Annotated in this window: 16 protein-coding genes; 14 read left to right on the top strand and 2 right to left on the bottom strand. The window is 63.7% G+C overall.

What is annotated here, in order from left to right; translation table 11 throughout:
* Positions 1-94: 94 nt before the first annotated feature.
* Positions 95-385 (top strand): DUF3509 domain-containing protein, encoded by a 291-nt coding sequence (locus IFT44_RS08880; RefSeq protein WP_122475077.1) that lies wholly within the window; start codon positions 95-97, stop codon positions 383-385.
* Positions 386-421: 36 nt separating this feature from the next.
* Here the strand turns inward: IFT44_RS08880 and IFT44_RS08875 are convergent, their stop codons facing one another.
* On the bottom strand, positions 422-1,333 hold the full coding sequence (locus IFT44_RS08875) for a TIGR02285 family protein (RefSeq protein ID WP_244652135.1): 912 nt from the start codon (positions 1,331-1,333) through the stop codon (positions 422-424).
* A 180-nt stretch (positions 1,334-1,513) separates the two neighbouring features.
* Between IFT44_RS08875 and IFT44_RS08870 the strand changes: the two genes are divergently transcribed.
* The 3 genes from IFT44_RS08870 to IFT44_RS08860 all read left to right on the top strand — a co-directional run bounded on the left by IFT44_RS08870 (position 1,514) and on the right by IFT44_RS08860 (position 5,067).
* Complete coding sequence (locus tag IFT44_RS08870; RefSeq protein WP_122475075.1) at positions 1,514-2,053, top strand: YaeQ family protein; 540 nt, start codon at positions 1,514-1,516, stop codon at positions 2,051-2,053.
* Positions 2,054-2,110: 57 nt separating this feature from the next.
* Positions 2,111-3,820 carry a single-stranded-DNA-specific exonuclease RecJ gene (gene recJ / locus IFT44_RS08865; protein ID WP_192175778.1) on the top strand — a complete coding sequence of 570 codons (1,710 nt, stop codon included), beginning with the start codon at positions 2,111-2,113 and terminating at the stop codon, positions 3,818-3,820.
* Positions 3,821-3,960: 140 nt separating this feature from the next.
* Entirely contained in the window at positions 3,961-5,067 is a 1,107-nt protein-coding gene (locus tag IFT44_RS08860) for an NADH:flavin oxidoreductase/NADH oxidase (RefSeq protein ID WP_192054608.1), read from the top strand.
* A 77-nt stretch (positions 5,068-5,144) separates the two neighbouring features.
* On the opposite strand, the gene IFT44_RS08855 is transcribed toward IFT44_RS08860, so the two are convergent.
* Positions 5,145-6,758 carry a glucan biosynthesis protein D gene (locus IFT44_RS08855; RefSeq protein ID WP_122475070.1) on the bottom strand — a complete coding sequence of 538 codons (1,614 nt, stop codon included), beginning with the start codon at positions 6,756-6,758 and terminating at the stop codon, positions 5,145-5,147.
* A 303-nt stretch (positions 6,759-7,061) separates the two neighbouring features.
* Here IFT44_RS08855 and IFT44_RS08850 point away from each other — a divergent pair, with 303 nt between their 5' ends.
* The 10 genes from IFT44_RS08850 to lysS all read left to right on the top strand — a co-directional run bounded on the left by IFT44_RS08850 (position 7,062) and on the right by lysS (position 19,319).
* The gene (locus IFT44_RS08850; RefSeq protein ID WP_192102592.1) at positions 7,062-7,814 is read left to right on the top strand and encodes a tellurite resistance TerB family protein; all 753 of its coding nucleotides are present in this window, start codon (positions 7,062-7,064) and stop codon (positions 7,812-7,814) included.
* A 205-nt stretch (positions 7,815-8,019) separates the two neighbouring features.
* Complete coding sequence (locus IFT44_RS08845; protein ID WP_122475688.1) at positions 8,020-9,642, top strand: methyl-accepting chemotaxis protein; 1,623 nt, start codon at positions 8,020-8,022, stop codon at positions 9,640-9,642.
* Entirely contained in the window at positions 9,642-10,157 is a 516-nt protein-coding gene (locus IFT44_RS08840) for a chemotaxis protein CheW (protein ID WP_185795066.1), read from the top strand. The genes IFT44_RS08845 and IFT44_RS08840 overlap by 1 nt, the downstream gene beginning before the upstream one ends.
* A 16-nt stretch (positions 10,158-10,173) precedes the next feature.
* Positions 10,174-11,442: a CheR family methyltransferase gene (locus IFT44_RS08835; protein WP_192102591.1), complete on the top strand. Its 1,269-nt coding sequence runs from the start codon at positions 10,174-10,176 to the stop codon at positions 11,440-11,442.
* Positions 11,439-12,116, top strand: coding sequence for a chemotaxis protein CheW (locus IFT44_RS08830; protein ID WP_122795255.1), 678 nt, complete (start codon positions 11,439-11,441; stop codon positions 12,114-12,116). Before IFT44_RS08835 ends, IFT44_RS08830 begins: the two co-directional genes overlap by 4 nt.
* Positions 12,113-14,437 carry a hybrid sensor histidine kinase/response regulator gene (locus tag IFT44_RS08825; protein WP_192175777.1) on the top strand — a complete coding sequence of 775 codons (2,325 nt, stop codon included), beginning with the start codon at positions 12,113-12,115 and terminating at the stop codon, positions 14,435-14,437. The genes IFT44_RS08830 and IFT44_RS08825 overlap by 4 nt, the downstream gene beginning before the upstream one ends.
* The gene (cheB, locus tag IFT44_RS08820; protein ID WP_185795068.1) at positions 14,434-15,444 is read left to right on the top strand and encodes a chemotaxis response regulator protein-glutamate methylesterase; all 1,011 of its coding nucleotides are present in this window, start codon (positions 14,434-14,436) and stop codon (positions 15,442-15,444) included. Before IFT44_RS08825 ends, cheB begins: the two co-directional genes overlap by 4 nt.
* 39 nt (positions 15,445-15,483) lie before the next feature.
* On the top strand, positions 15,484-16,497 hold the full coding sequence (locus IFT44_RS08815; RefSeq protein WP_122475057.1) for a diguanylate cyclase: 1,014 nt from the start codon (positions 15,484-15,486) through the stop codon (positions 16,495-16,497).
* A 113-nt stretch (positions 16,498-16,610) separates the two neighbouring features.
* Positions 16,611-17,706, top strand: a protein-coding gene (gene prfB / locus IFT44_RS08810) for a peptide chain release factor 2 (RefSeq protein WP_122475055.1) whose coding sequence is annotated in 2 segments (ribosomal slippage) — positions 16,611-16,682 and positions 16,684-17,706 — 1,095 coding nt in all. Because the reading frame shifts where the segments join, the coding sequence is not laid out codon by codon here.
* Between the two features lie 110 nt (positions 17,707-17,816).
* Positions 17,817-19,319 carry a lysine--tRNA ligase gene (gene lysS / locus IFT44_RS08805; protein WP_185795069.1) on the top strand — a complete coding sequence of 501 codons (1,503 nt, stop codon included), beginning with the start codon at positions 17,817-17,819 and terminating at the stop codon, positions 19,317-19,319.
* Positions 19,320-19,379: the final 60 nt, after the last annotated feature.

Here is a 19,379-nt window from a genome sequence, read left to right as displayed (position 1 = left end):
GTAATAGTCTGACACGGCTTGCTCAGAACTTTTTTCGCAGGGCAGGGGTCAGTGTCATGCACCTTAAGAATTCGAACAGACGAGTGGTGATGCGATGAAGAATATCAGCCTGTTGCTCAATGAAGCCCTGACGCCGTATCGCGTGACGCTCGAAGGGCAGGATAGCCTTGGCAATTGCCAGGTCGTGGTGATGAGCGCGGCTGGGAGCGTGGTGACCAAGCGTTTGGTCAACCGCAGTCAGTTCGAGGATCTGCGTTCGTTTACCGACGTGGTCGATGGTCTGCACCGCGATCTTCTGGTGGCAGAAGGGCGGCTGGAGCCGTCGATGATCGCGGCGCTGCGCAATGTTTCGCAAAATGCCGCTTTCAGCCACGCGCTGGTCTGACATTCATCGATGGATGGCCGCCTGTGTAATCCTCACTCAGCGCTGACTGCTCATGGCCTCTTTGCGCTGGGCATCGAACAGCGCAGTGGTTTCCCGCAAGTACGCCGGCCGTTCGGCGGGCGCCAGCCATTGGGCGTAGAAATCTGCCAACTGACCGTTCCTGAGGTCCAGCAACACCGAATTCAGTGCTGTCAGTACGCGCCGGCTGGCAGGGCTGTCGGAGCAACCGACATGAATGAACTGCGAGCGCGCTGAGCCCTCGATGGGGACTTGCACCAACTGTTCCGGATCCAGACCTTCCTGACGTGCCTGGTAGCGCGCTTCGTGCCAGTAGCCGAGCAGCGCCTTGATCCGGCCGAGTCTTTCCATGCGCAGCAGGCTGCCCATGGCGTCGTTGCCATGATGGGCCAGAAGCTGATAGCTGTCGGTGTCGGCGAGAATCCGGTCCACCACAGGGCCATAGCTGCGCTCGGCAATGATGCCCAGGGCCAGGGTTCTGCTGCGTAGAAGCGCGCCCAGGTCGACCTTGCCGTCTCGCATGAACTCGGCAATCAGCGGCAGGTCGCCGCGCTGCATGATCAGCATATTGCTCAGCACATTCATGCTGGGCACGGAATAAAGAATGCTGCGCGCCCGCTGTGCGGTCCAGAGCAGCGCAGGGTCGCAGTTGAGGCCGGGTTCGCCAAGCATCTGCGAGGCACGCGCCCGATTGACCCTGAGGACATTGTGGTCGTACTCGGGCAAGGCTGCGCGCAACAACGGCAGGGCCAGGTCGACGGCGCCCAGGTTACGCGCCGGGCCGCTGGCGATGGTCAGCGGCGCCAGGTCGCGCAGCAGCCATGTAATGGTCTCGCGACCATGGGCGAGCGGCGAAGTGAGCAGGCACGAGCACACCGCCAGTGCCAGGAGAAGGCTGCTGGGCGGCAGAGTTCTGGAACACGAGTCCATGGCATTCCTTGCGCGGGGTGTGGGGCGTGGGTGTCCGTTTTTGAAACACTGCGCCATCTTTACCACACCCGGACCCATGATCAAAACGTGCCGCAGGGTCGCACTGCCCCGTGGTGGTCGTTGATCGGGCCCGCATCGGGTAGACTGTCGGCCTTTTCCTGTCCCCAAGAAGCCTGCCTAATGGCCCAGCCGTCGACCACCTACAAATTCGAACTCAACCTCACCGATCTTGACCGCAGCGTTTACCAGACCGTCAAGCAGACCATCGCGCGTCACCCCTCGGAAACCGAAGAGCGGATGACCGTGCGCTTGCTTGCCTACGCGCTGTGGTACAACGAGCAGGTGTCTTTCGGCCGTGGTCTGTCGGATGTCGACGAGGCTGCTTTGTGGGAAAAGAGCCTGGATGGCCGGATCCTGCATTGGATCGAAGTCGGCCTGCCCGATGCCGATCGCCTGACCTGGTGTTCGCGGCGTACCGAACGCACCAGCCTGTTGGCCTACGGCAGTTTGCGCGTATGGCAAACCAAGGTGGTCGATGCGGTGAAGAACCTGAAGAACGTCAACATCGCCGCGGTGCCCCAGGAGGTGCTCGAGACCCTGGCCAAGGACATGCCGCGGGTCATCAAATGGGACGTCATGATCAGCGAGGGCACGGTGTTCGTCACCGATGACCGCGGTCAGCACGAAGTTCAGCTCGAGTGGCTGCTGGGCGAGCGCTAGGCCGCCCAGGTTTCAACCTTCTTCCCTTGTCTTGCAGTGAGAACCGCCCCAGGCCCCATGCGCATCGAACCCCGTCAGTTGCCCCAGACCCTGCCTTTCCTCGGCGACATGCCGCCCTTGCTGAATCGTCTTTATGCGGCACGTGGCGTGTCGAGCGCAGAGGAGCTGGACAAGAGCTTGGCGCGCCTGATTCCCTTTCAGCGGCTCAAGGGCATCGAGGCCGCCGTCGAGCTGCTGGTGACGGCGATCGACCAGCGCCAGCGCATCCTGATCGTCGGCGATTTCGATGCCGACGGTGCCACGGCCAGCGCGGTCGGTGTGCTCGGCCTGCGCCTGCTGGGCGCCGCTCACGTCGACTACCTGGTGCCCAACCGCTTCGAGTATGGCTATGGCCTGACCCCGGAAATCGTCGCAGTCGCCCTGCAGCGCGAGCCGCAATTGCTGGTTACGGTCGACAACGGCATTTCCAGCGTCGAGGGTGTGGCTGCGGCCAAGGCTGCCGGGCTGCAGGTGCTGGTCACCGACCACCACTTGCCGGGGCACGAGTTGCCGGCTGCAGATGCCATCGTCAACCCCAACCAGCCAGGCTGCGAGTTCCCCAGCAAGAATCTGGCGGGCGTCGGGGTGATTTTCTACGTGCTGATGGCACTGCGGGCGCGGCTGCGCCAGCTGGGCCGCTATGCACAGGTGCCGCAGCCCAATATCGGCGAGCTGCTGGACCTGGTGGCACTGGGCAGCGTGGCGGACGTCGTGCCGCTGGACGCCAACAACCGCATCTTGGTGCACCAGGGCCTGGAGCGCATTCGTGCGGGCCGTGCGCGGCCGGGCATCACGGCAATCCTTGAAGTGGCACGCCGAGAGCATGTGCGCATCACCTCGACCGACCTGGGGTTCATTCTCGGGCCGCGACTCAACGCAGCCGGCCGCCTGGACGATATGAGCCTGGGCATCGAGTGCCTGCTGAGCACCGATCTGCCCAGCGCCCAGACCATCGCGGCGCAGCTCGATGGCTTGAATCAGGACCGCAAGTCGATCGAGCAAGGCATGCAGCGCGAGGCCCTGGCTCAGCTCAAGGACCTGGCGCTGGAGTCGATGCCGTTTGGCTTGTGCCTGTTCGATGCGCAATGGCATCAGGGTGTGATCGGCATCCTCGCTTCGCGTCTCAAGGAGCGCTACCACCGTCCAACGATTGCCTTCGCCGACGCCGGTGACGGGCTGCTCAAAGGCTCGGCACGCTCGGTCCAGGGCTTCCATATCCGTGACGCGCTGGACGCGGTGGCGGCCAGGCATCCGCAATTGATCAGCAAGTTCGGTGGGCATGCGATGGCCGCCGGGCTGACCCTGCCGCAGGAGAATTTCCCGGCGTTCTGCGAGGCATTCGACGCGCAGGTGCGCACCCAGCTGTGCGAGGAAGACCTGACCGGACGCCTGCTGTCGGACGGTACCCTGGGCGTCGAGGAATTCCATCTGGAGCTGGCGCGCGCCCTGCGCAATGCCGGCCCGTGGGGGCAACATTTCCCGGAGCCGATGTTCCACGGGGTGTTCCAGTTGGTGGAGCAGCGGGTGGTTGGCGAGCGACACCTGAAGGTGACGCTCAAGACCGAGTGCGGCAGCGTCAGCCTGGACGGCATCGCTTTCGGCGTCGACCGCGAGGTGTGGCCCGATCCATCGGTACGCTGGGTGCAGTTGGCCTACAAGCTGGATCTCAACGAGTTCCGCGGGCGGGAAACGGTGCAGTTGCTGATTACCCACATCGAGCCGCGCTGAGCCGTACGACCCTGCTCGGCCGCGGAACCACGCTCGCGGCTCGGTTGTCGACTAGTCTTCGAGAACGAGACAGGCACGTCCGCAGCCGTGTTCGAGCGGACGCTTCTCGTCCTATCTGAAACTGCCAACCGAGGTGCCCGATGAGCATGTTGCTCGAACCCTATACCCTGCGCCAGTTGACCCTGCGCAACCGCATCGCCGTATCGCCGATGTGCCAGTACTCCAGTGTCGATGGCCTGGCCAACGACTGGCACCTGGTGCACCTGGGCAGTCGCGCCAGTGGCGGTGCCGGTCTGGTCTTCACCGAGGCCACCGCAGTGACGGCAGAGGGTCGCATCACGCCTGAAGACCTGGGCCTGTGGAACGACGAGCAGATCGAACCGCTGCAGCGCATCACCCGCTTCATTACCTCGCAAGGCGCGGTGCCGGCCATCCAACTGGCCCACGCCGGGCGCAAGGCCAGCACTTGGCGGCCTTGGCTGGGCAAGCATGGCAGCGTGCCTGTCAATGAAGGCGGCTGGGTGCCGGTGGGCCCGTCGCGTATCGCCTTCGACCCGCAGCACACCGCGCCGACCGCACTGGATGAAGCAGCCATCAAGGACATCATCCAGGCGTTCGTCGACGCGACTCGTCGCGCGCTGACCGCCAATTTCAAGGTAGTCGAGGTGCATGCGGCGCACGGCTATCTGCTGCACCAGTTCCTGTCGCCGATCAGTAACCAGCGTCAGGACAGTTACGGCGGCAGCTTTGAAAATCGCATCCGTCTCACTCTGGAAGTCACCCAGGCGATTCGCGACATCTGGCCTGAAGAATTGCCCGTGTTCGTGCGTGTGTCGGCCACCGATTGGGTCGAAGACGGCTGGAACCCGGACGAGACCGTCGAGCTGGCCAAGCGCCTGAAAGCGCTGGGCGTGGATCTGATCGACGTGTCGTCGGGCGGTACCTCGGCCAATGCCGAGATCCCGACCGGGCCTGGTTATCAGACGCGCTTTGCCGAGCGAGTCCGCAAAGAGGCGGATCTTGCCACGGGCACCGTCGGGATGATCACCGATCCCGCGCAGGCCGAACACATCCTGCGCACTGGCCAGGCCGACGTCATCCTGCTGGCGCGTGAGCTGTTGCGTGATCCGTACTGGCCGCTGCACGCCGACGAAGACCTGGGTGGTCGTCTGGCCACATGGCCCGCCCAGTACCAGCGCGCCACCCATCGCGACCAGCCGATTGTGGAATCGGACCTTCGCGACTGAGTGGCGCTGCGGCGTTTCGGTGATGTCATCCTCGCCCGCAAAAAGGGCGGGCGAGGATGCTGGCTGAGGTCAGCGCATCACACGTACTTGCGTTTCTCCGCTGCGGGCGGCAGGTACTGATAGAGCCAGGTTTCGCTGAGGGTACGCCCCTGGGTCTTGATGAACAGGCGCATGTCCACCGGATCGACGCTGTCGCTGGTCGGGTACCAGTCGAACAGCACGCGGAAGCCCTTGATGTCGGGCAGCTCGAGTACCTGAACGTCCTGCACCTTGCCACCCGAAGCCGTGATGATGGGCTCGATCGGCGTTTTCAGCGATTCAAGCCCGCCGCCGGCGAAGTCCACGGCAAAACGCCGCGCCCAGACATTCGGATAGTGTTCACCCGGTGCCCAGCCTTCGGTGAAACCGCCCATCCCCGAGCGCGTCGCTGCAACGCGGGCCAGCGGTGTACCGATCGGCGCCAGGGCGCTCCAGTACAGTTTGTAACCGAAATTAAGGGCATCGCCGGCCTTGACCGGTGATTTGGGTGTCCAGAAGGCAACGATGTTGTCCATGGTTTCACCGGTGGTCGGCAGTTCCACCAGGTCGATGGAGCCTTCGCCCCAGGCGGTGGTGGGCTCGACCCACAGGCTGGGGCGCTTGTGGTACCAATCGACCGTGTCCTGGTAGTTGCTGAAGTCGTGGTCGGTCTGGATCAGGCCGAAGCCTTTTGGATCGACATCGGCGAAGGCGTTGAAGCGCACCCGGTCCGGGTTGTTCAACGGCCGGCAGATCCATTCGCCGTTGCCGCGCCACATGGCCAGCCGGTCGGAGTCGTGGATTTGCGGGTGGATGGTGTCGCACATGCGCCGCTCGTGGTTGCCGCAGCTGAACATGCTGGTCATCGGCGCCACGCCCAGTTGCTCGATGTCCTGGCGCGCATGGATGTGCGCGTCGATGTCCATCACCACGCGCTCGGCCTGGCAGTCAATGTCGAAACGATAGGCGCCGGTGGCGCTGGGCGAGTCGAGCAGGGCGTAAACCACGAAGCGGGTACTGTCCTTGCCAGGCGTTTCGAACCAGAACTTGGTGAAATCGGGGAACTCTTCCTGCTTCTTGGCATAGGTGTCGATGGCCAGGCCGCGCGCGGACAGACCGTACTGCCCGGTGGCATCGACGGCGCGGAAGTAGCTGGCGCCGAGGAAGGACACCACGTCATGGCGGTCGAGCTTGGGTGCCTTGAACAGCTTGAAGCCGGCAAAGCCCAGGTCGCCCTTGAGCTGCGAGGTATCCACCGTGGTGTTCTTGTAGTCGAACAGCGGCGGATGGAAATGCACTTCACGCGCTTGTTTGCGCCCGGCGTCGACGCTGTACATGCGCACCGGCGTGCGGAACCCCATGCCCACATGGAAGAACTGCACGTCCAGTTGGCCCTTGAGGTCGTTCCACAGCGAATGATTGGCGTCGTAGGCAATTGCATTGAATTGCTGGGGGGTCATGTTTGCCAGGGTCGGCGGCAAGGTCTGCTTGTTGCTGACATAAGCCTGCGCGGCGAGACTCTTGGCCTGGGCCTTGAGCATGTCGAAAGTGAACGGTTCGGCTTCGCCGTCGGCGGTGGCGGCCAGGGCCTGGGCAGCGAACAATCCGGTGCCGGACAGTCCGGTATAGGCCGCGAGGGCCATCGACGCTTTCAGAAGGTGCCTGCGGTGCATAGATAACCTGTTCTGAATCAACCTCGGTCGCTCCAAGCGACCGGCGAGGCTCAAGTAGGAAGGTTTGGGCCTGCCTTGTCCAAACGCAGAGAACTGTACACAGATACCGTAATGACCGATGTGTTCGCAAACTCCTGTAAAAATTTTTTCACGTGCACTTTGTATCGACAGCGAGATCGGTGGTCGAGGCGCAGTGTTGAGAGCAAGCCTTTGCGCAACATCCCGAAGCAAATCACCGTGCGAGCCAGGCAACGGAATGCCCTTACTCTCGTCAAACGTATCTCCCATTGACGAGACCAAAAAATGAACACGCGTGGCTTGCTCGACCAGTTGTTCAAATCCGGCCAGGAACTGCTCAAGAACAAGGGCGGCGGTTCTTCCCCCCTGGGCGGTGCCGGTAGCACCGGTGGTGTTGCCGGCGCGCTCGGCGGCCTGCTCTCGGGCAAGGGCGGTGCGGGCGGCGCGCTGGGTGGCCTGCTGTCCGGCGGCAAGGGCGCACTGACCGGCGGCGCCATGGGCTTGCTGCTCGGCAACAAGAGCGCGCGCAAGTACGGTGGCAAGGTCTTGGCCTACGGTGGGTTGGCGGCACTGGGCGTGATTGCCTACAAGGCCTACGGCAATTGGCAGGCCCAGCAGCAGAACGCCCCTCGAGGCGAACCGCAGACGGTCGACCGAGTGCCACCCCAGCAGGTAGAGGAACACAGCCAGGCTATCCTCAAGGCGCTGGTGGCAGCAGCCAAGTCCGATGGCCATGTGGATGATCGCGAGCGCGAGCTCATCGAAGGCGAATTCACCCGCCTGGATTCGGACAACGAACTGCAGCAGTGGCTGCACGCCGAACTGAACAAGCCGCTGGACCCGGCAGACGTGGCGCGGGCAGCCAAGACTCCGGAGATCGCTGCCGAAATGTACATTGCCAGCGTCATGATGGTGGATCAGGAGCACTTCATGGAGCGTGCCTATCTAGACGAGCTGGCCAAGCAGTTGGCCCTCGACCCTGCGCTCAAGCTCGAACTGGAGAAGCAGGTGCGTCAGGCCGAAGTCGAAGCCGTCTGACCCCGGACGTCAGGTCCGAAGGCTGACGCCGCCACTCATCTGCCGGAACTTACGTTGGTTGGCAATAGTGGCGCATTGATCTACCAGTAACTGGCAATACCCTCGCGGATGAAGGAAAGTCAGGTACCAGCGCGAAATCGTCTGAGGTAGGGCTATACTCAGGCGATTTTTCGTTTGTAGCTGCAGGAATTTTCGAGGGTTGACTGTGAAGAACTGGTCCTTGCGCCACCGCATTCTGGCGAGTTTCGCCGTTGTCATTGCAATCATGCTGTTGATGGTCGTGGTCTCCTATTCACGTCTGCAGACCATCGAGACGAACGAAACCAAGGTGCGCACCGACAGCGTTCCGGGCGTGGTCTTCAGTTCCATGATCCGCAGCGCCTGGGTAGACAGCTACGTGTACACCCAACAACTGGTGGGCTTGAGCTATCAGCGCGAGTTGCTCACGGCCGACGTGGACCAGTACAAGAGCTTCGCCGAGCGCCTGACCCAGCAGATGGCCAATTACCGCAGCACCGTCCAGGACAGCGACGACCAGGCGGCCTTCGAAGAATTCGCGCGGATGCGCGTGACCTATGAAAAGACCTTGGCCGATGTGCTGGAGGCCTATCGACTGCGCAAGTTCAGTGAAGCCCAGCAGATGGCCATCGACGACCTCACGCCCGCCTGGGTGGCAGGTCGCAAGCAGCTCAATACCTTGATCGACCGCAATCGTGAAGCGGCCGAGAAAGCCACCAGCGCCATTGACGCTTCGGTCGCGGCGGCCAAGGTCAGCCTGGTGATTTCCCTGTTGGTGGCAATCATCGTTGCCGGTATTTGCGGGCTCTGGCTGCTGCGCACCATCATGGCGCCCATGCAGAAGATCGTGCGGATTCTCGAAGTGATGCGCACCGGTGACCTGAGCACGCGCCTGAGCCTTGCGCGCAAGGACGAGTTCAACGAGGTCGAACTGGGCTTCAACGACATGATGACCGAGCTCACCGCGCTGGTCGCCCAGGCGCAACGCTCCTCGGTGCAGGTCACCACCTCGGTGACCGAAATCGCGGCCACCTCCAAGCAGCAACAGGCCACGGCGACCGAGACTGCCGCAACCACCACCGAGATCGGCGCGACCTCCCGGGAAATCGCTGCCACGTCCCGTGATCTGGTGCGAACCATGGGTGAAGTCACCTCGGCGGCCGATCAGGCTTCCTCGCTGGCCGGCTCCGGCCAGCAGGGTCTGGCGCGCATGGAAGAAACCATGCACCAGGTGATGGGTGCCGCCGAATTGGTCAACGCCAAGCTGGCAATCCTCAACGAGAAGGCCGGCAACATCAATCAGGTAGTCGTGACCATCGTCAAGGTCGCCGACCAGACCAACCTGCTGTCGCTCAACGCGGCCATCGAAGCCGAGAAGGCCGGTGAATATGGTCGCGGTTTCGCCGTGGTCGCCACTGAAGTGCGCCGCCTCGCCGACCAGACCGCCGTGGCCACCTACGACATCGAGCAGATGGTGCGAGAGATCCAGTCGGCAGTGTCGGCCGGCGTCATGGGCATGGACAAGTTTTCCGAAGAAGTGCGCCGCGGCATGTTCGAGGTACAACAGGTCGGCGATCAGCTGTCGCAGATCATTGGCCAGGTCCAGGCCTTGGCGCCGCGCGTGCTCATGGTCAACGAAGGCATGCAGGCTCAGGCGACCGGTGCCGAACAGATCAACCACGCCCTGTCGCAGTTGGGCGATGCCAGCAGCCAGACGGTCGAATCCTTGCGTCAGGCCAGCTTTGCCATCGACGAGCTCAGCCAGGTCGCTACCGGCCTGCGCGGCGGCGTCTCGCGCTTCAAAGTCTGATGAACGCATTGCCGGTCACATCGCGCAGCAAGTTGTTCCTGTTGTTTCGCATTGCGCAGGAACGCTTCGCCCTGGATGCGCTGGAAGTCGCAGAGGTGCTGCCGCTGCTGCCGCTCAAGCCGGTCGCGCATGCCCCGGCCTGGGTGGCCGGTGTGTTCGCCCATCGTGGCCGGGTGGTGCCGGTGCTGGACGTCAGCGCGCTGAGCTTCGGCGTGGCTGCCGTGCGGCGCACCAGCACGCGTCTGGTGCTGGTGCATTATCCGCACGAGCAGGCCGGCCCCGAGGCGCGCCTGGGGCTGATCGTCGAACACGCCAGCGAAACCCTTCGCTGTGACCCCAACGGTTTCAAACCCATGGGAGTGCATAACCGTGCCACGCCCTATCTGGGGCCGGTGCTCGAAGACAGCCAGGGGCTGTTGCAGTGGTTGCGGGTACAGGATCTGCTCGAACCGTCGGTGCGCGACTTGCTTTTCGCACCGCAGTTGGCGGCCTCCGTATTGGGTGAAACAGGGTGATGGGTGATGCATCGTGATGGGTGAAGAGCAGCGCTTCGTACGTTTTCTGCGTGAGCGCATCGGCCTGGACGTGGCCTCGGTAGGCCCGGCGCTGATCGAGCGCGCGGTCGCGCAGCGCAGCCAGGCTGCGCATGTCCGCGACCTGGATGCCTACTGGAAGCTGCTGCAGGGTTCGGCGGCGGAACAGCAGGCGCTGATCGAGGCGGTGATCGTCCCGGAAACCTGGTTCATGCGTTATCCCGAGTCCTTTGCCGCGCTGTGCAAGGTCGCCAAGGCGCGGCTCGCCGAACGGCCGGGCGTGGCGCTGCGTATCCTCAGCCTGCCGTGTTCCACTGGCGAGGAGCCGTACTCGATCGCCATGGCCTTGCTCGACGCCGGGCTGGCGCCGCAGCAATTCAGTGTGGACGGCGTGGACATCAGCCCCCTTTCGGTGGCCCGGGCAACGCGAGGGATCTATGGCCGCAATTCGTTTCGCGGCGCACCACTGACCTTTCGCGACCGCCATTTCGTGCCTGCGGACGAGGGGTATCTGCTCGATGCTCAGGTTCGGGCCCAGGTTCGCTTGCAGGTCGGTAACATTCTCGATCCGTTGCTGCTGGGCGGTGAACTGCCCTATGACTTCGTGTTCTGCCGCAACCTGCTCATCTATTTCGACCTGCCGACCCAGCAGCAGGTGTTCGAAGTGCTGAAGACATTCACCCGTGAAGACGGCGCGTTGTTCATCGGTCCTGCCGAAGGCAGCCTGCTGGCACGGTTGGGCATGCGCCCGATCGGTATTGCCCAGTCCTTCGCGTTCGTCCGCGATCGCCACGTCGCACCAACGCCCACGCCGCTGCCCCCGGCAACGGCGCGCCTACAGATGCCGATCAAGTTGTTGCCCGAGCCGGGCAGGTTGCCCGTGCGAACGCGAACCCGTGCGCTGCCGGTGGCGAATGCCGCCGAGGCAGTGGCAAGCGATGGCGCCGGTCTGCTCGCGCAGATCGCCCGCTTGGCCAACGAAGGCAAGAGTGCCGAGGCGCAGGCCGCGTGCGACGCGTTCCTGCGCAGCCACGGTCCCGACCCCCAGGTGTTCTACTGGCTGGGCCTGCTCAGTGATGTCGGCGGCCAGGTGCTGCAGGCGCAGGGTTATTACCGCAAGGCGCTGTACCTCGACCCGCAGCACGCCGAGGCCCTAGCCCACCTGGCCATGCTGCTCACCGCCCAGGGCGACATTGCCGGGGCGCGGCGACTGCAGGAGCGCGCAGCACGCAACGACCGGCCGCACGTCCAGGAGCATAAGCGATGACCGCCCTGGACCTGATCGACAGCGACGCCCAGCAGATTGACGACTGCTGGAACCGTATTGGTATTCATGGCGACAAATCCTGCCCGTTGCTCGCCGAGCATATCCACTGCCGCAATTGCGCGGTGTACGCCTCGGCGGCCGTGCGCCTGCTGGACCGCTACGCGCTGGACCGCCAGCACGCGCCGATGCACTACAGCGAAACCCTGGGCCGGGTCGAAAGCAGGTCGCTGGTGCTGTTTCGCCTGGGCGATGAGTGGCTGGCGCTGGCCACCCGCTGCCTGGTCGAAGTGGCCCCGGTGCAGGCAGTGCATTCGCTGCCGCACCAGCGTTCGCGCGCCTTGCGCGGGGTCGCCAACGTGCGCGGCGCACTGGTGCCATGCCTGGCGTTGGAGGAACTGCTGGGCATCGACACCCAGCACGTCGCACCGGCCGCTTCGGCGCGGGTCATGCCACGCATGCTGATCATCGCCATAGACGGCGGCTCGGTGGTGGTACCGGTGGAAGAGGTGGATGGCATTCATCGGATCGACCTGGTCGAGCTCGAACAGGCGTCTACCGCCACCACCCAGGCGGGCGCCCGTTTCACTCAAGGGGTTCTGCCGTTTCGCCAGCGCAGTGTGCGCCTGCTCGATGACAAGGCGCTGCTGATCGCCATGAACCGGAGCCTGACATGACCCCGGAACAGATGCGCGACGCCTCGTTGCTGGAGCTGTTCAGCCTGGAAGCCGAGGCCCAGACCCAGGTGCTCAATGCCGGGCTGCTGGCCCTGGAACGCAATCCGACCCAGGCCGATCAACTGGAAGCGTGCATGCGCGCGGCCCACTCGCTCAAGGGTGCGGCACGCATCGTCGGCCTGGATGCCGGGGTGCGTGTGGCTCACGTGATGGAAGACTGCCTGGTCGCGGCGCAGGAGCGGCGTGTCTACCTGATGCCCGAACACATCGATGCGCTGCTGTTGGGCACCGACCTGCTGATGCGCGTCGGCACGCCCGGCCCTGGCGCACCGGGTACCCTCGATATCAATGCCTACGAGGCGCAGATGGCCGCGGTGATGGACCCGTTGGCGGCCGCGGCAGCGCAGATACAGGTCAGCGTGCCCGTATCGGCCGTCCCGCTCGCGCCTGCCGAGCCGCCCATGGAGGTCGCGGCCGAGCCGCCTCGGGACATCGATCCGTCGCAAGCGATGCCCGGCCAGGACGACTCGGCCGCCGAACTACTTGCCGGCCGGGCGCGCCGGGTCAGCGATACCGGCGAGCGCGTGCTGCGGGTCACGGCGGAGCGCCTGAACAGCCTGCTGGACCTGTCGAGCAAGTCGCTGGTCGAAACCCAGCGCCTCAAGCCCTATCTGCTGACCATGCAGCGCCTCAAGCGCATGCAGGCGCAAAGCATCCGCGCGCTTGGCGGGCTTGCCGAACAATTGCAGCTCGAGGGCCACAGCGCAGAGGTACGCGACGCCCTGGCGCAGGCGCAGTCGCTGCTGGATCAGACCCAGCAGATGCTGCTGCAGCAGACCGCCGAACTGGACGATTTCGGCTGGCAGGCCAGCCAGCGCGCGCAGTTGCTGTACGACACGGCGCTGGCCTGCCGCATGCGCCCATTCGCCGACATGCTCGGTGGTCAGGAACGCATGGTCCGCGACCTCGGTCGTTCATTGGGCAAGCAGGTGCGCCTGGATATCGAAGGCGAGAAGACCCAGGTCGATCGCGACGTGTTGGAAAAGCTCGAAGCGCCCCTGACCCACCTGCTGCGCAACGCCGTCGACCACGGCATCGAAACCGCCGAGCAGCGATTGCTGGCCGGCAAGCCCGCCGAAGGTCGCGTGGTGCTGCGCGCTTCGCACCAGGCGGGCTTGCTGGTGGTGGAACTGAGCGACGACGGGGCGGGTGTCGACCTTGCCGCGCTGCGGCGCAGTATCGTCCAGCGCGGTTTGTCGGCCGCCGATACGGTGGAGCAGCTCAGTGAAGAAGAGCTGCTGAGCTTTCTGTTCCTGCCCGGCTTCAGCATGCGCGACACGGTAACCGAGGTCTCGGGCCGCGGCGTTGGCCTGGATGCGGTATTGCACCTGATTCGCCAGCTGCGCGGCTCGGTCGAACTGATTCAAGTGCCAGGGCAGGGCAGTCGCTTCCATATCGAGGTGCCGCTGACCCTGTCGGTGGTGCGCAGCCTGGCAGTGGAAGTGGGGGGCGAGGCCTATGCGTTTCCGCTGGCCCACATCGAACACACCATGGACCTGCCGGCCGAAGACATCATCCAGCTCGAGGGGCGCCAGCACTTCTGGTTCCAGAACCGCCATGTGGGGCTGGTTGCCGCCAGCCAGCTGCTGCAGAGGCCGGCCAGCCAGGGCGACGAAGCGAGCCTCAAGGTGGTGGTGATTCGCGACCGTGAAGCGATCTACGGCGTGGCCGTGGAACGCTTCATCGGTGAGCGCACGCTGGTGGTGCTGCCGCTGGACGCCCGCCTGGGCAAGGTCCAGGATATTTCCGCCGGTGCCTTGCTCGACAATGGTTCGGTGGTGCTGATCATCGACGTCGAAGACATGTTCCGCTCGGTGGAAAAGCTGCTCAACACCGGCCGCCTGGAGCGTATCGACAAGCGCAGCCAACAGGCCGAATCGGCTCGCAAGCGGGTACTGGTGGTGGATGATTCGCTCACCGTCCGCGAGCTGCAGCGCAAGCTGCTCAGCCATCGTGGCTATGACGTTGCGGTGGCCGTCGACGGCATGGATGGCTGGAACGCGTTGCGCAGCGAGGACTTCGACCTGCTGATCACCGACATCGACATGCCGCGCATGGACGGTATCGAATTGGTGACTCTGCTGCGCCGCGACACCCGCCTGCAATCGCTGCCGGTCATGGTGGTTTCCTACAAGGACCGGGAAGAGGACCGCCGCCGCGGCCTCGACGCCGGGGCCGATTATTATCTGGCCAAGGCCAGTTTCCACGACGATGCCTTGCTCGATGCGGTGGTTGAATTGATCGGAGGAGCGCGGGGATGAGGATCGCCATCGTCAATGACATGCCCATGGCCGTGGAGGCGCTGCGTCGCGCGATCGCCTTCGAACCGTCCCATGACGTGGTGTGGGTGGCCGCCAACGGTCGTGAGGCGGTCGAGCGCTGTCAGGCCGTAACTCCGGACCTGATCCTCATGGACCTGATCATGCCGGTCATGGACGGCGTGGAAGCCACCCGGCAGATCATGGCCAATACGCCCTGCGCCATCGTCATCGTCACCGTCGACCGCCAGCAGAACGTCCACCGCGTATTCGAGGCCATGGGCCATGGCGCCCTGGATGTGGTCGACACCCCTACACTGGGGGTGGGCGACGCTCGCGAAGCCGCAGCGCCGCTGTTGCGCAAGATCTTCAATATCGGCTGGCTGGTGGGCCAGCGCAGCCCGGCGGTGCGCAGCGAGTTGCCGCTGCCGCGCTCGGGCGGCGTGCGGCAGAAACTGGTGGCCATCGGTTCGTCGGCCGGCGGTCCGGCCGCGCTGGAAATCCTGCTCAAGGGGCTGCCACGCGATTACCCGGCGGCGATCGTGCTGGTCCAGCACGTGGACCAGGTGTTCGCCGCCGGAATGGCCGAGTGGCTGAGCAGCGCAGCCGGCTTGCCGGTGCGTCTGGCCCGCGACGGAGAAACGCCGTTGGCTGGCACTGTGCTACTGGCAGGCACCAATCATCATATTCGTCTGCTGAAAAATGGTACCTTAACCTACACGGCAGAACCGGTGGACGAGATCTACCGGCCCTCCATAGATGTTTTTTTCCGAAGCGTGGCGCAATTCTGGAATGGCGATGCAGTGGGCGTACTGCTCACCGGCATGGGCCGCGACGGCGCACAGGGCTTGAAGTCGATGCGTCAGCGCGGCTTCCTGACCATCGCGCAGGACCAGCAGAGCAGCGCTGTCTACGGAATGCCCAAAGCGGCGGCGGCCATTGACGCAGCTGTTGAAATTCGTCCGCTGGAGCGGATCGCACCCCGACTGATGGACGTATTTTCACGATGAACTCGAGCCACCGCGTAGGCAGTATCCAGGTGACAACGCATGATTGATCTACAGATCGAAGCCTTCAGGTCCAACGACAACAACAAGTCGATGGTACTTCTGGTGGACGACCAGGCCATGATCGGTGAAGCCATCCGTCGCAGTCTCAGCGACGAGGCCAACATCGACTTCCACTTTTGCGCCGATCCGCAGCAGGCCATCAACCAGGCCATGCGAATCAAGCCGACGGTGATCCTCCAGGACTTGATCATGCCGGGGCTCGACGGCCTGTCGCTGGTGCGTGACTATCGCAACCATCCGGCCACCCAGGACATCCCGATCATCGTGCTGTCGACCAAGGAAGACCCGCTGATCAAGAGCGCTGCCTTCGCCGCCGGTGCCAACGATTACCTGGTCAAGCTGCCCGACACCATCGAGCTGGTGGCGCGCATACGCTACCACTCCAAGTCGTACCTGACCCTGCTGCAGCGCGACGAAGCCTACCGTGCGCTGCGCGTGAGTCAGCAGCAGCTGCTCGACACCAACCTGGTGCTGCAGCGGCTGATGAACTCCGATGGCCTGACCGCGCTGTCCAATCGTCGTCATTTCGACGAGTACCTGGAACTGGAATGGCGTCGCGCGATGCGTGACAAGACCCAGCTGTCGCTGTTGATGATCGACGTCGACTATTTCAAGTCCTATAACGACAACTTCGGCCACCTGGCAGGCGACGAAGCCTTGCGCCGCGTCGCCGACGCCATTCGCCATTCCAGCAACCGCTCCAGCGACCTGCCGGCGCGCTATGGCGGCGAAGAGTTCGCCCTGGTGCTGCCGGGTACCTCGCCTGGCGGCGCGCGGCTGGTTGCCGAGAAACTGCGGCAGACCATTGCCGCCCTGAACATCCCCCACATCGCGCCCCAGGCTGATGCCTGCCTGACGGTGAGCATCGGCCTGTCGACCATGACTCCGCAGCAGGGCAGCCATTGCCGCGAGCTGATCCTGGCCGCCGACAAGGGCCTGTATACGGCCAAGCATGCCGGGCGCAATCAGGTAGTGGTCGGGGATCAGGGCTAGGCCGCCCGATCTTCCAAAAAAAAAGCCCGTCCCCTGCTCGGCGGGCTGCTGTCATTGGCCGGCTGCGGTATACTCTCCGGCTTTTGACACGTTACGCACGAGAGCTGCCCGCCATGGAAATCAACCCGATCCTTAACAGCATCAAGGACCTGTCCGAGCGCTCCGAAACCATTCGGGGGTATCTTTGACTACGATCAAAAGCATGAGCGTCTGACCGAAGTCAATCGCGAGCTTGAAGATCCCGCTGTCTGGAACAACCCTGCCTACGCCCAGGAACTGGGCCGCGAGCGTTCGCTGCTGGCGCAGATCGTCGACACCCTCGATGAAATGAACGCCGGCCTCGGCGATGCCCGCGACCTGCTGCAAATGGCGGCCGAAGAAGAAGACCAGAGCGCCGTCGACGACGTCTCCGCCGAAGTCGAGCGCCTGCGTGCCCAGCTCGAGAAGCTGGAATTCCGCCGCATGTTCAGCGGCGAGATGGACGCCAACAACGCCTACCTGGACATCCAGGCCGGCTCCGGCGGCACCGAAGCCCAGGACTGGGCCAACATCCTGCTGCGCATGTACCTGCGCTGGGCCGACAAGCGCGGTTTCGACACCACCATCATGGAGCTGTCGGCCGGTGAAGTCGCCGGTATCAAGGGCGCCACCCTGCACATCAAGGGCGAGTACGCCTTTGGCTGGCTGCGCACCGAAATCGGTGTCCACCGCCTGGTGCGCAAAAGCCCGTTCGACTCCGGCAACCGTCGCCACACCTCGTTCTCGGCCGTGTTCGTCTCGCCGGAAATCGATGACAACATCGAAATCGACATCAACCCGGCCGACCTGCGCATCGACACCTACCGCTCCTCCGGTGCCGGCGGCCAGCACGTCAACACCACCGACTCGGCGGTGCGTATCACCCACGTGCCGACCAACACCGTGGTCAGCTGTCAGAACGAACGTTCGCAGCATGCCAACAAAGACACGGCGATGAAGATGTTGCGTGCGCGCCTGTACGAACAGGAAGTACAGAAGCGCAATGCCGCCTCGCAGGCGATGGAAGACAGCAAGTCGGACATCGGCTGGGGTCACCAGATTCGCTCTTATGTGCTCGACGCTTCGCGGATCAAGGATCTGCGTACCAACATCGAACGCAGCGACTGCGACAAGGTGCTCGACGGCGACATCGACGAATACCTCGAAGCCAGCTTGAAACAAGGGCTGTAACACCGCCTGGCAGGCTGGCGCAGCCATTGCGTCGGCCTGCCACGGCTGGCCTGCCCGCGATCCCGGCGCCGTAGTCGGGAGCAACGAACCCGTGATGGAAAATCCAAGACATGAGCGACCAACAACCCGACCCGCAAGACCTGCAACAGGAAGAGAACAGCCTGATCGCCCTGCGCAAGGAAAAGCTTGCTGCCGTGCGTGCCCAGGGCCAGGCCTTCCCCAACGATTTTCGTCGCGACAACTATGCAGGCGACTTGCAGAAGCAGTACGCCGACAAGACCAAGGAAGCGCTCGCCGAAGCGGCGATTCCGGTCAAGGTCGCCGGTCGCATCATGCTCAACCGTGGCTCGTTCATGGTGATCCAGGACATGACCGGGCGGATCCAGGTCTACGTCAATCGCAAGACCCTGCCCGAAGAAACCCTGGCTCAGGTGAAAACCTGGGACATGGGCGACATCATCGCGGCTGAAGGCACCCTGGCCCGTTCCGGCAAGGGCGACCTGTACGTCGAAATGACCAGCGTACGCCTGCTGACCAAGTCGCTGCGCCCGCTGCCCGACAAGCACCATGGCCTGGTCGATACCGAGCAGCGCTACCGTCAGCGCTATGTCGACCTGATCGTCAACGAGGAGGTGCGCGACACCTTCCGTGTGCGCTCCCAGGTCATCGCCCACATTCGCAGCTTCCTGGCCAAGCGCGACTTCCTCGAAGTCGAAACGCCGATGCTGCAGACCATTCCCGGCGGCGCTGCGGCCAAGCCGTTCGAAACCCACCACAATGCCCTGGACATGGAAATGTTCCTGCGCATCGCCCCGGAGCTGTACCTCAAGCGCCTGGTGGTCGGTGGCTTCGAAAAGGTCTTCGAGATCAATCGCAACTTCCGTAACGAAGGCGTTTCGACCCGGCACAACCCCGAGTTCACCATGCTCGAGTTCTACCAGGCCTACGCCGACTACGAAGACAACATGGACCTCACCGAAGAGCTGTTCCGTGAGCTGGCCCAGTTGGTACTGGGCAGCACCGACGTGCCCTACGGCGACAAGGTGTTCCATTTCGGCGAGCCGTTCGTACGCCTGTCGGTGTTCGACTCGATCCTCAAGTACAACCCCGAGCTGACGGCAGACGACCTCAACGATGTCGACAAGGCGCGTGCCATTGCCAAGAAGGCCGGCGCCAAGGTGCTGGGGTTCGAAGGCCTGGGCAAGCTGCAGGTGATGATTTTCGAAGAACTGGTCGAGCACAAGCTCGAGCAGCCGCACTTCATCACCCAGTATCCGTTCGAGGTGTCGCCACTGGCGCGCCGCAACGACGACAACCCCAACGTCACCGATCGCTTCGAGTTGTTCATCGGGGGCCGCGAGATTGCCAACGCCTATTCCGAGCTCAATGACGCCGAGGACCAGGCCGCACGCTTCATGGCCCAGGTGGCGGACAAGGATGCCGGCGACGACGAAGCCATGCACTACGACGCCGATTTCGTTCGGGCGCTCGAATACGGCATGCCGCCGACGGCCGGCGAGGGTATCGGTATCGATCGCCTGGTCATGCTGTTGACCGATTCGCCTTCGATCCGCGATGTGATCCTGTTCCCGCACATGCGACCACAAGCCTGACGGTCGTTGATCAGCCGCCCCATGGGGCGGCTTTTTTATGAGCGCAGATCAGCGGTGTCA

Source organism: Pseudomonas sp. CFBP 13710 (genome assembly GCF_014842235.1).
Classification (GTDB): Bacteria; Pseudomonadota; Gammaproteobacteria; order Pseudomonadales; family Pseudomonadaceae; genus Aquipseudomonas; species Aquipseudomonas baltica.
This window is presented reverse-complemented; position numbering and strand designations above follow the sequence as displayed.

Excerpts from the sequence above, each read along its gene's own strand:
- IFT44_RS08880 (WP_122475077.1), top strand. The coding sequence starts at position 95 with ATGAAGAATATCAGCCTGTTGCTCAATGAAGCCCTGACGCCGTATCGC.
- IFT44_RS08875 (WP_244652135.1), bottom strand. The coding sequence starts at position 1,333 with ATGGACTCGTGTTCCAGAACTCTGCCGCCCAGCAGCCTTCTCCTGGCA.
- IFT44_RS08870 (WP_122475075.1), top strand. The coding sequence starts at position 1,514 with ATGGCCCAGCCGTCGACCACCTACAAATTCGAACTCAACCTCACCGAT.
- recJ (WP_192175778.1), top strand. The coding sequence starts at position 2,111 with ATGCGCATCGAACCCCGTCAGTTGCCCCAGACCCTGCCTTTCCTCGGC.
- IFT44_RS08860 (WP_192054608.1), top strand. The coding sequence starts at position 3,961 with ATGAGCATGTTGCTCGAACCCTATACCCTGCGCCAGTTGACCCTGCGC.
- IFT44_RS08855 (WP_122475070.1), bottom strand. The coding sequence starts at position 6,758 with ATGCACCGCAGGCACCTTCTGAAAGCGTCGATGGCCCTCGCGGCCTAT.
- IFT44_RS08850 (WP_192102592.1), top strand. The coding sequence starts at position 7,062 with ATGAACACGCGTGGCTTGCTCGACCAGTTGTTCAAATCCGGCCAGGAA.
- IFT44_RS08840 (WP_185795066.1), top strand. The coding sequence starts at position 9,642 with ATGAACGCATTGCCGGTCACATCGCGCAGCAAGTTGTTCCTGTTGTTT.
- IFT44_RS08835 (WP_192102591.1), top strand. The coding sequence starts at position 10,174 with ATGGGTGAAGAGCAGCGCTTCGTACGTTTTCTGCGTGAGCGCATCGGC.
- IFT44_RS08830 (WP_122795255.1), top strand. The coding sequence starts at position 11,439 with ATGACCGCCCTGGACCTGATCGACAGCGACGCCCAGCAGATTGACGAC.
- IFT44_RS08825 (WP_192175777.1), top strand. The coding sequence starts at position 12,113 with ATGACCCCGGAACAGATGCGCGACGCCTCGTTGCTGGAGCTGTTCAGC.
- cheB (WP_185795068.1), top strand. The coding sequence starts at position 14,434 with ATGAGGATCGCCATCGTCAATGACATGCCCATGGCCGTGGAGGCGCTG.
- IFT44_RS08815 (WP_122475057.1), top strand. The coding sequence starts at position 15,484 with ATGATTGATCTACAGATCGAAGCCTTCAGGTCCAACGACAACAACAAG.
- lysS (WP_185795069.1), top strand. The coding sequence starts at position 17,817 with ATGAGCGACCAACAACCCGACCCGCAAGACCTGCAACAGGAAGAGAAC.